This is a genomic window from Limnobacter sp. (assembly GCF_964228395.1).
Taxonomy (GTDB): domain Bacteria; phylum Pseudomonadota; class Gammaproteobacteria; order Burkholderiales; family Burkholderiaceae_B; genus Limnobacter.
The window spans coordinates 1-10,654 of record NZ_CAXQZX010000037.1 but is presented as its reverse complement, the minus strand read 5'-3'; the positions used below and the strand labels follow the sequence as shown (position 1 = coordinate 10,654).

At 52.9% G+C, this 10,654-nt stretch carries 11 protein-coding genes; 4 read left to right on the top strand and 7 right to left on the bottom strand.

Going from position 1 to position 10,654, the window contains the following annotated elements:
* Positions 1–153: 153 nt before the first annotated feature.
* The 3 genes from senB to ACEQU8_RS02695 form a co-directional block, all read right to left on the bottom strand.
* Complete coding sequence (gene senB, locus ACEQU8_RS02705; protein ID WP_370261287.1) at positions 154–1,170, bottom strand: selenoneine biosynthesis selenosugar synthase SenB; 1,017 nt, start codon at positions 1,168–1,170, stop codon at positions 154–156.
* Positions 1,171–1,205: 35 nt separating this feature from the next.
* Positions 1,206–4,070 carry a chemotaxis protein CheB gene (locus ACEQU8_RS02700; RefSeq protein ID WP_370261286.1) on the bottom strand — a complete coding sequence of 955 codons (2,865 nt, stop codon included), beginning with the start codon at positions 4,068–4,070 and terminating at the stop codon, positions 1,206–1,208.
* Positions 4,071–4,136: 66 nt separating this feature from the next.
* Positions 4,137–4,562, bottom strand: coding sequence for a hypothetical protein (locus ACEQU8_RS02695; protein ID WP_370261285.1), 426 nt, complete (start codon positions 4,560–4,562; stop codon positions 4,137–4,139).
* A 115-nt stretch (positions 4,563–4,677) separates the two neighbouring features.
* Here ACEQU8_RS02695 and ACEQU8_RS02690 point away from each other — a divergent pair, with 115 nt between their 5' ends.
* The 3 genes from ACEQU8_RS02690 (at position 4,678) to ACEQU8_RS02680 (ending at position 6,758) form a co-directional block, all read left to right on the top strand.
* Positions 4,678–5,334, top strand: a complete 657-nt coding sequence (locus ACEQU8_RS02690; protein WP_370261283.1) for a LuxR C-terminal-related transcriptional regulator — start codon at positions 4,678–4,680, stop codon at positions 5,332–5,334.
* Entirely contained in the window at positions 5,327–5,998 is a 672-nt protein-coding gene (locus ACEQU8_RS02685) for a LuxR C-terminal-related transcriptional regulator (RefSeq protein WP_370261282.1), read from the top strand. Before ACEQU8_RS02690 ends, ACEQU8_RS02685 begins: the two co-directional genes overlap by 8 nt.
* Before the next feature lie 94 nt (positions 5,999–6,092).
* Entirely contained in the window at positions 6,093–6,758 is a 666-nt protein-coding gene (locus ACEQU8_RS02680) for a response regulator transcription factor (protein ID WP_370261281.1), read from the top strand.
* Between the two features lie 8 nt (positions 6,759–6,766).
* Here the strand turns inward: ACEQU8_RS02680 and ACEQU8_RS02675 are convergent, their stop codons facing one another.
* Entirely contained in the window at positions 6,767–7,408 is a 642-nt protein-coding gene (locus tag ACEQU8_RS02675) for a hypothetical protein (protein WP_370261279.1), read from the bottom strand.
* Between the two features lie 226 nt (positions 7,409–7,634).
* Between ACEQU8_RS02675 and ACEQU8_RS02670 the strand changes: the two genes are divergently transcribed.
* Positions 7,635–8,276, top strand: a complete 642-nt coding sequence (locus tag ACEQU8_RS02670; RefSeq protein ID WP_370261278.1) for a response regulator transcription factor — start codon at positions 7,635–7,637, stop codon at positions 8,274–8,276.
* Positions 8,277–8,325: 49 nt separating this feature from the next.
* Here ACEQU8_RS02670 and ACEQU8_RS02665 read toward each other — a convergent pair whose 3' ends face one another.
* From ACEQU8_RS02665 to ACEQU8_RS02655, 3 genes are all read right to left on the bottom strand, one after another.
* Positions 8,326–8,757: a hypothetical protein gene (locus ACEQU8_RS02665; RefSeq protein WP_370261277.1), complete on the bottom strand. Its 432-nt coding sequence runs from the start codon at positions 8,755–8,757 to the stop codon at positions 8,326–8,328.
* A gap of 91 nt (positions 8,758–8,848) precedes the next feature.
* Positions 8,849–9,211, bottom strand: coding sequence for an Hpt domain-containing protein (locus ACEQU8_RS02660; protein ID WP_370261276.1), 363 nt, complete (start codon positions 9,209–9,211; stop codon positions 8,849–8,851).
* Positions 9,186–10,526 (bottom strand): response regulator, encoded by a 1,341-nt coding sequence (locus ACEQU8_RS02655; RefSeq protein WP_370261274.1) that lies wholly within the window; start codon positions 10,524–10,526, stop codon positions 9,186–9,188. Before ACEQU8_RS02655 ends, ACEQU8_RS02660 begins: the two co-directional genes overlap by 26 nt.
* Positions 10,527–10,654: the final 128 nt, after the last annotated feature.

The following is a 10,654-nucleotide window of genomic DNA, read 5'->3' as shown; positions in this document are numbered from 1 at the left end:
TACCCAGGCAACATGCCAGAGTAGGGGGTGTGAATGTCGGTGCAAATCAGGGTGAGGCGAACACCGGACCAAGGCTTCATGCCAAACATGCGCAGCACACCCACGTGGCTGTGGCCGCCGCCCACCAGCACAATGTCGCGCAATACGGGTTGTTCACTGGACTGCATGTTGAATCAATTCCGTCAGTAATTGTTGTTCTTTGGCCGGTGCAAACAAGGCGGCTCGGGCCGCGCAGGCGTTGCTTAAGCGGGTGTACAGGCTGGGTTTGTTTGGAAGAGCGGCTTGCGGTGCAAGCAGGTCACGCTCCACTTGGCTCAGCAAATTGGCCAGGGCCAAGGCGTTGTCCAACTCAAAATAACCCGGGTAAGACTCCCCCAACATGCCAATGTTCCCATCAATATACGAGGCCAGCACCGGTGTGCCGCTGCACACGGCCTCCATGATCACATGCGCACCGCCCTCCATTTTGCTGGCATGCACCAGCACATGGGCCCGTTGAATGCGCTTGCGCGTGGCTTCGTGCGGCAGGGCCCCCAGCCAGCGGTAGTTGGGGCAGGCTTGCATGGTGGCCTTGGCCGCTTCAGCAAGCTCTGGGTCCAGGGGGGCACCAATGTGGTCAATGTGAATATGGGGATAGGCCTTGAGCAACACCGCCGCTTCCATCAGGGTTTGCGGCATTTTCTCATCGCGCAGGTGCCCCACCATCAGCACCTTTAACCGGGTTTTGGCCTTGGCCAAGGTTTTGCGGGAGGTGGTGGACTGAAAAATTACCTTCACCTTGGCACGATGTTCTTCGGGCACCCTCAGGGGGGCTTTTTCTTGCAGCACCACCAAATGGCTGGCCAGGGCCAGGGAGCGTTGTGCGTCAACGTCGCTGTCAATGTCGCGGTACAGGTCGGTGCCCGTGAGTGCCAACACCAAGCCCGGGCTGCCCGTGGTGCCCACGCCGTGTTGTGTCGCCCAGGCTTGAATTGAGCTGGCTGAGCGCCTGGCATGCAGGGCAACCATGCATCGGTCACCAGCGGTGGTGGGCCCAGCTCGCCATTCTTTGACAACCCGCACGTGGAAGCGCTCGCTTAAAAACTGTTGCCAGCGCCGCGCGGTTTGCCAATTGCCGTTGTTGGCATCGGCCAGCGCAGGGCTGACAATGACGATGGATGGTTTGCTCAAGATACACTGCCTGCCAAAAAACCTGAACTTCAGGACTATGGCAATCGTATCAGGGCATAGGCATCACAAAACTCCAGTTCGAAGCGTGTTAGCTGAAAAGTGTAGGCCTGTTGCGTCACACTGCCCGCCTGGCGTTTGGTTTCAATGGTGATTTCGATTTCACGATACGCTGGGAAGGTGTCTTTGGTGCTGCGGTGCTCTGTACTTCGGTTGGAGTGATCCAAGACACCGGCCAGGCTTGTGCCTACCCGCCAGGTTTCGAACTCGTCAGGCAGTCTGTTGGATTGGGTCAGAATTCTGAAATTTTGGTCGGTGATGATAAACCCGTGCCCAAGATCGTAGACATCCAGGCATTGCATTAGCACCTGGTTAAGAATGCTGGCCACAAACGACTGGGTTTCTTCCTGATAAGACAACACAATGCTGTGCTCTCTGGACGTGTGGTCCTCAGACAGCTTGCATTCGCGCTTGAACCATTTTGGCGTTGTCTCATCCTGGGTTTGTATGTAGGCCACGCTGTTTTTTCCGGAGCTTAGCGTTTTTTGAAGATCTTCGGTCAGGCGGTGGTCTGGAATTTTTGGCATGAAATGCCGAAGGTCCCGCCCAATGTCTTGCTCTACCAAATTAAATATGGTGGTGGCTTTTGGGTTGAATACGCGAACCTGGAACAGCTTGTCTAAAAACAAAATGGCGGCATCGGCGTTGTTCACCAATTGCCGAAGGTCAGAAGACATGGCGTCGAGCTCTAAAATCTTGTTTTCATGCTCGTAATTCACGGTGTAGAGCTCTTCGTTCACCGAGTGCAGTTCCTCGTTGGTGCTTTGAAGCTCTTCGTTGCTGGCCAGTAGCTCCTCGTTGCTGGCTTGCAACTCCTCGTTGCTGGTTTCCAATTCTTCAGCGTTGGTTTGTAAAGCCTCGCGGGTGCGCAGCAACTCGGCCTGCAGTTGTTTGACGTACTCTGCGGTTTCTTCACTGAAAGAAAATTCTTGCGCCTCCTGCATGCCGTTTTGTAAAAGGTCAGGCTGCCCTTGGGGCTTGATGGTGACCATGAAAAAGTTGGCGTTGGCCACTCGGTCGTACAGCGTGTCCACCGAGATTTCAAGCAACTCATCGCCAGAATCGGTTTTGACGCCTCTGAAAGTCATTTTGCCCGGCTGCTCGCGCACGTTTCGCAAGGCCGTTGAAAGCGCAATGGACAGACCATTGCCCAGCATCGGGAAAATTTCGCCAGTGACTCGACCTGCAGGTGGTTTAAGGTATTTGTACGCCTCGCCAAACACATGCAGCAGTTCACTGTTTTCGTTAATCAAGAACCCAGCGGGAATAAAACGGTCGAGCAGGGTGTTGTAAAGCCGCCCCAGGGGCTGGGATCTGTCGTCTTTGGGTCGTTGGCCTTCATAGGAGGTCAAGCGGCTGAAGGTTGGGGTGACCCGCGAGGATGTGCGCATATAGCTTTCGCGCACTTTTCGGTAAATTTTCCAGTGACGGTCCAGAAGTTCAAAGTCGGATGACAAACTCCCCGTGGTTTCGCTGGCCCCCAAAAACAGCAAGCCGTTTTTGTTCAGCGCAAAGTTGAACGAGGTCATGGCTGCCAGTTGCGCCTGATTTTTAAAATAAATTAAAAGGTTGCGGCAGCACACCAAATGCAGTCGGGTGAAGGGCGGGTTTCTCAGAATGTTGTGTTCCGAGAAGATGATCATTTTCCGCAGTGTTGGGCTGACCTTGAATTCATGGGTGTTGGTTTCTTGAAAATATTTGCTGCGAAGTTGAAGCGGTATGGCCTGCAGCGACTCCTCGGAGTAAACGCCTTCTGCTGCAATTTGAAGTGCGCTGGTTTGCAGGTCTGTGGCAAAAATTTTGAGACTTCTGGAAATTTTAAGCTCTGCCAATGCCTCCAGCAACACAATGCCGATTGAGTAGGCCTCTTCGCCCGTTGAGCAGCCGCACACCCACACACGGAATTCGCCGTCTTTGGGCAGCGAAGAGATGAGGTTGGTCAGCGCCGATGATTTCCGCAGAGACTCAAACGCATCTGGGTCTCTAAAAAAGCTGGTGACTCCAATCAAGAGGTCTTTGTACAGCAGCTCAAGCTCCACTGGGTCTTTGGCCAGCAACTGAACATAATCGCCAACCGCCGGCGCGGGGTCTTGCATCAGGATGCGGCGGCGAATGCGGCGGTAGAGGGTGGTCGGTTTGTAATGTGAGAAATCTGTGCCAAATTTGTCGCGAAGCATCGCAAAAACAGGCTCTACTTCATCACTGGCTGCCTCTTCGTGCTTTTTTTTGCGCAGTTCTGCAGAGCCATGGGTGTCGCTTGTGAGGGAAATAATGGCAGTGGGTATGTCTTCTGGTTTGAGCACTGCATCCACACAGCCTGTGCCAATGGCGCTCAGCGGCATGTTGTCAAACTGCGCCGATTCTGGCTCTTGGGCAATAACAACGCCGTTGGCATCGCTCAGGCTAAGGCAGCCCTGGGTGCCGTCTGCGCCTGTGCCAGACAAAATAATGCCAATGCCGCGCTCGCCCCAATGCGATGCCAGGGAATGCAAAAAAATATTGATGGGCAAATGCAGGGCCCTGTGCTCGGGGCGTGCGTAGGCAATCAAACGGTTGCCCTCAACCACCACCTCGTGTTTTGGGGGCATCAGGTAGATCGTGTTGGCCTGCATCTCAACTTCGCCATACACCGAAACCACCGGCATTTTGGTTTGCCGCTCTATGAGTTCAGGCATTTGGCTTTTAAAGTCTGGCGACAAATGCTGCACCACGATGAACGCCATGCTCGTGTTCAGCGGCATGGCATTAAAAAGCGCTTCCAGTGCACTTAGGCCGCCGGCCGAGGCACCAATCCCGACAACGTGGGAGGGCTTATTCAAGTTGGATTGACTCAATTCGTTCATGGTTGTCGCTGGCAAAACACGAGTGTAATGGCACTCAAATAGGTTTAATTAGTCAAATCTGAGGGTTTAGAGTTGGCCTCTGGTTTTATCGGACACAATTTTCGCGCACTGGCGCAAAAAGTCTTCCCTTTGCTCTTCGGTGGGCAAGCGGCTGGCCAAAAACATCCACTGGTTTAAGCCGCAGCTCAGCGCTATTTTTTCGACCACCTCGGGGTTGGACAGGTCAGGTGCGTTTCGTCTTGCAAAAGAGAGCTCAGGCAGGTCGGGTTGTAAAAACGCAATAATAAATTCTGTTTTTACAATAATAGAGCCGTCTTCAAGAGGTATGGCCGCCCCCAGATCGACCATTCTAGAGCGAACACTGTGAATTTCATCCAACAGGTCTTGTCCAAAACGGGGCTGGGTGAACAGACGAAAATCCACCATTTGCTTTTTGAGCTCGGCATAACGCTTGCCCAGCGCTTGAACTTCCAAAATTAGTGGTTCATCCATTCTGATGCAAGACTGATTCTTTTATTACCGAGAGCATACAGCACTTTAACTTTGGCTGGATAAACAGGTAAATCAGGCCTACACTGGGAGCGTATATTGTGCGGTGTGACTTTTTATGATGCCAGAACCCATTGTTGTTCTAGAGCAGCACCCAATCATGGCCACTGCGGTGGAGCAAATGATTTTGTCTTATGCGCCGACGGTTGGCGTAACAACCCTTCAGGCCAGCGCGCTACCGGATTCTTTGCCCCGTGCCGCATGCGCTGTGTTTTGTGTGTCTGGCTTGCCTCAGGAAGATATTGATGGCGTGCTGCTGCGTTTGTCTGTGGCGGGCGTGCGTCACGTGGCCATTCACACCATGGGCGAGCACCTGATGGATTTGCCGAAAAAAAAGCATGGCATGCGGTTTTGTTATCTGCCAGTGGGTGAAACAGTTCAAGATTTTTACCAGGCGCTTGGCGGGTTTTTAGACACCGCTGGTTTGGTCAGCAATCAAAAAGAGCCTTCACCCCCAAGCCAGGCAGCTGCAAGCTGTGCAGCCCTGTCGGGGGTGTTGACCGCCCGGCAAATGGAAGTCATCGAATTGCTGGCCAAGGGTTTGTCTCAAAAAAGGTGCGCCAGGGCGCTGGGCATCAGCCCCAACACGGTTAGTTCACATATTAAAGACATCCACACCCGTTTGGGGGTAAGCAACACAGCCCAGGCGGTTGAAGTATACTTTCGCCATAGAGGTTTGTTTCAAACTGTTAATTTGGCGTACGACCATGGGTAATGCTGCTGACCTGTTGATACTAGAGGATCATCCCCTGGTTGCCAAAATCACCCGCGAGGTGGTTTTTTCCTGCTCTGCCGAGGTGTCTATCCACATCTGTGGGTCCTTGAGCGAATTAAACAGCCAAGCAGAGCTGGAGCCCAAGGCGGTGATTCTTGACCTTGGTTTGCCCGATGCAACAGGCTTGACAGCCCTGGATGTGGTTACCAAGCGCTTTCCCGATGCCTTTTTGTTGGTGTTTACCGCCGATGAAAGCCTGGCCACCTGCAGCGAAGTGTTAGAGGCCGGCTATGAGCTGGTGGGCAAGAGGGCACAACCTTCTGTGTTGTTTGAGCGGGTTGCCCAGCTTTTGCAAGACGCCGGTTTGTTGTCAGATGAGCACAACCCCTTGCAGGTTTTGGGCGAAAAAAACCAATACCAGTCCGAAATTATTGCTCGCGGCGGCAGCAAACCACTGACCAACAAGCAGGTGTTAATCATGGAGTGCTGCTCCAGCGGTTTGTCCGCCAAGGAGACCGCGCGTGCGCTGGGCATGAGCCTGGACACGGTGCGCAAGCACATGACAGAAATCTTCAGCCGCCTGGGTGCCAAAAACAACGCGCAGGCGGTGGAGCTGTATTTCCAGGCCAAAAAAGACGCTGAATTACGCTCCAATTCTGTGTAAACCCTCTAATCGACGTTTAAGCAGTTAAATTTGTGGGTGCATTCCCCGTTGGATTTTGCCATACTGCGCCTAACCCAAAGGAGTTAGTGAACCCGTGGACAAATTCGAGCCTGGTCATGTGGCCCTCATCGGCAACAACACGCTTCTAGGGGCAGTGGTGGTGATGGTCATTCAAATGGCCAACCCCCGTGCTAGCATTGTGCGCTTTCGCGATCAAGACGCTTTTGAACGCAGCATGAGGCGCTTCAAGGTGGCCTTTCTGCACCAAGACGAGCTTGTGGGATCCGCTCAAGAACCCATGTTGCCTACCCTTCAAGACATGCATCGCCGAGGGGCTGTGTGTTTGATTGGGCGCGTGCCTCCCGGCGTGCCACTGTTTTTCAGGTATGTACTTGACCCTTTAACACCCGCCGAAGAGGTGTTTGAAGAGGTTCGGGAGTTGATGCGCGAATGCGGTTTGATTTCTCACCGCTCATTCCCCAGAGAAGACTTGCCCATGCCGTTCCAGTTTGTGCGGTATGGCCTTCGTCCCAGGCATGTTCAGATTCTTAAGCTGGCCGCCGAAGGCGCGTCCAATCAAGAAATTGCGCAAACCTTGGGCATTTCGGTGAGCACCATTCGTGGCCACGTTCAAGAAATGTTTGTACGCATGAATGTGCGCAACATCGCTCATGCCGTGGCCATCTTCTCACGCGCATGTTTGATCGACGAGCTCCGCATGGGCTTGGACGAAGAAACGCCTGTCGAGCGGCGCATTTAAAAACGCTTTTAGAAAAACAGGTCGTTTGAATCTTGATCCCCCGCGGTGCCCTCGGTTCTAATCGACCGCTTGCCCTTGGTGCGCAGTGACGCGGCCGCATGAATGTTGGCGTGGTTCGCGTCCAGCGTGCCAATGAGACTGGCCAGCAAACGACAAACTTCCAGGTAGTCCACCTTTTCTGGTGATTTTGACACTCTCGGGGTGATGGCAAACAGCCGTTGTGCTGTGGCTTGCAGTGTTGGATTTTGTTGAATTTCTTGACGGTGAAAGCTTGAGAGGCAATCTTCCAGCCCATGAAGAAAATAAAGCCGGTTGTCGATGTCGATTTGCTCGAGTTGCAACATCAATCTGGTTTGAAGCTCTTCGGCAGGCATCACCCGTCGCTCCGATGGCCTGCAATAAAACATGTCGTCGATGTTTCTGAATGCGGTGATATTTGTCAGCCTTTCTGTTTTCAAGCTGGTTTTTAATGGGCTGTTGATGAGTCCAAGTGTTTCGTAAAAATGTTGTGCACTGGTTTGACTCCAACGTTGCGGAATGAGCGCCCACAGTACCCCCAGCCTTTCTGCGCACAGGGCGCTGCTGACGATGCGTTCCAGCGATGTGCCCGGCAGCTCAAATGCGCAGGTTTGCTGGTTGAAAGGTGACATGATCATCAGAATGGGTAGCATGGTTGAAACAAGCGCTCGCTAGTTACTGCGTAAGCTCAGTGTAAGTGCGATCGTGGGGCCAGACGTTTGCGCAGAGGGGTACCCCACTTTGGGGAATCAAGCCAACAAACCATCAAATCTGTTTGCTTGTTTTGGGTAGTTACCCCTTTAGTTCAAGCGTGTAAGAATTCACCCTACATACACATATTCTGTGTTCGAGGTTTTTATGAAAAAGATTGTCATTATTGAACGGGTGCCTCTGTTCTCCATCGTGATGAAGGAACTGGCCCAGACCGTTTATCCCAATTCAGATGTGTCGGTTTCCGGCGATGTGGCCCAGGTAGAAGCCACGCTCCGCTTTGACGCCGACGCGGTCATCGCCGACCTGCACGGTGAATTGGCTGAGCAGCAGGCATTGATGAGCGAGGTGGAAGATGCTTTCCCCAGAGCCAGAAAGATCTTCTTTCTTGACCACCTTAGCCCAGAAATGCAGCAAACCGCCGATGAGCAGGGCAGTTTGTTGATTTGTCGATCCCACTCCTATCGAGATGTGCTGACTTCTTTGTCTGAATTTGAAAAGAGCGCAACCGCAGGCCTGGATCGCAACCTAACCCGCAACGAATATCAAAGCGACATTCAGTTGCCCGGCGTAGACAAGCCGCTAACGCTGAAACAGGCGATGGTGATGGACTTGGTGATTCAGGGCCTGTCTGGCAAGCAGATTGCCCGGCAGTTGAACTTGAGCCCAGAAACAGTGCGGGCCCATTTGCGCCAGGCCTATGAACGTTTGCGTGCCAATTCGAGGTCGCAGGCCGTGGCCAACTACCTGATGGCCAAGCGAATGGCCAACAATTTGGTCGAAATGTAATTCCTAGTGCGGTTTTCCCGGCGAGAGCTTGAGCAATCTCGCCGGGTTTTTATGGCTGCTCATCCCGCTTTTCTCCCAGAATTTTCACACAAGCCTCTAAGAAGGCTTGCCGTTCTTCTTCTGTGTCCAGTTGCTTGGCCAAAAACACCCAATGGCTTAAGCCGCAATTGAGTGCGACTCGGCGGATTGTATCTGGGTCTTTTAGGTCCAGCGTTTTGTTGCCAATGCCCATGGGGCGTTCGGCGTCGGGTTTCAAAAAGGGGATGATGTAGTCGGTTCGGATGACCAAAGACCCATCTTTCAGGGTGTGGGCCACGTTCATGCGCTTGAGTTCGGCTCGGATGTCTTCAAGCTCAGCCAAAGCGCGGCTAAGGTGACCCGGGTCGATAAGGACCTTGAAGTCACCTAGCTTTCTGAGTGTTGCGCCAAAGCGTCGCCCCAGTGTTTTAATTAACTCCAAATCTGCATTGTCCATGCGCATGGAGACCACTCCCGATCCAAACGCTGCTAATTGTAACTCAAATTTAATTTTTTTTGTAACATTTTAGGCATCGCCTAAAAACTAAATATTTTTAGTGCAGCTGGTCGCCCTGACCTTTCATCAGGCCTTTCAGGCGCTCAAAGCCAAGCTGCAGGGCTTTGAAGTGTTGCTCCACTTGCGATGGATTTTTTTCCCGCGCTGCTTTTTCAAGCGATTCAGTGGTGCTTAAAAGGTGCACCACGGCCAAGTTGGCAAGAATACCCTTCAAAAAGTGGGAATGTTGGGCCAGTGTGGTCCAATCCAACTTTTCTTTGGCCTGCTCCAGCCGTTCCAGGTCTTCGCCGGATCGGTCCAGCATTTCTTCAAGAATCTCAAAGAGCAGGTCCTCATTTTGACCCAAGCGCTCCAGCGCCTCGTCCACATTGATTTCAACTTGCAACATTTCTAGGTTCATGGATCCAACCCTCCTGGTTTTGTGACTGATTGCAATATGATCCACCGGTTTTTAGCGGTTCACTGCTCGTCAGCCAGTATCGAACCTTTCGTGCAAGCTCGCTAAAATTGAGTGGTTTGGACAGACAGTCATCCATGCCCACCTCAAAACAGCGCCGCAAATCTGAGCGCTCGCGCGTGGCAGTGATGGCCAAAATAGGCGTTCCCGCATACTTTTCAATTTGCCTGATGCCTGTTGCTGTGTCAAACCCGTTCATTTTGGGCAAATGCAGGTCGAGCAGCACGGCATCAAACAGCACTTCTGAGGCCAATTCGATGGCTTCTTCACCCGTGGCAGCCACCCGCACAGCAAAGCCGCGGGTTTGCAAAAAGCCGGCCACCAGTTTGGCGGTGAGTTCGTTGTCCTCGACCAACAAGATCTGCTTGCCTTCGGTCATTTCTTGCGGAATTTCCGGGAAATGGGTGTTGATCACCGGCAGCTTGTCCTTGCTGCCAAACAAGCGGTGCCGGGTCAGGGGCTGGCAAATCAAATGCTTGGCGGTTTGGCTGCGCAGGCGCTGATGTAATTCGTCCAAATGCCAAGGGTTGATCAGGAAATAAATGTCGAAGCGCCCAGTGAGGTGGCCATTGCGCAGGCAGTTGTCCAGCACCTCTTGAATCTGATCAATGGTCAGGGTGAAGCACGACAGGTCGGCAAACACCACCATGCGATTCATGCGAATGCCGTCGTGCAAGATATTGTCGATGGTTTCGTGGCTTTGCGCTTGGCTAATCATGACCTGGGAGCCACAGGCCCTCAGCATGCGCTCCAGGTCACGGGTTCTGGACCGGCGTCCAAACTCAATGATGTGGGCCATTCTGCCTTGCAGCCAGCAGTTCATCATTTTTTCTGCCGGAAGCTCTGTGCAACGCGCGGCAAACTCGATTCGAAATGACGCGTGGTTTTCAGATTCGACCCCCATTTCAAGAAAAATGGACGGGTCTTGAAACTCACCGTTCATGAATGTGGTGTCGAACAATTCCCGGGCTGAGGCCGGATTGCAGCGCACCTCAAAGGTTAAACCCAGTTGGCACAGGTTGTTGGCCTGGCGGATCAGGCGGGCAGACATCACTGGCTGGCTTTGTTCAAGGCGCACCCGGTAGACCATCTCAATCGTTTTTTCGACCACATCAAGCAGTTTATCGCTTACGCCGGCGATGGTCTCTGGCAGGGCTCGATCGGTGATAATGCTTATGCTGGGGCCATCGGTGCCCGTAATGGCGTGGGCAGCTTTGTAAGCTGCACCAAGAATTGAAGATATCGTTGTGATGTTCATGCTTTTTGTCGTGCCGGTCTGCGGCGCGCCTCCTTTTGCATTCATGACTTCAGTGTGCGGGTTTTGGTCGCCGGTAATCAGTCCTATCACGGGTACCCGCTGTTTCCTTGGGGGGCAGTTTGCTGGGG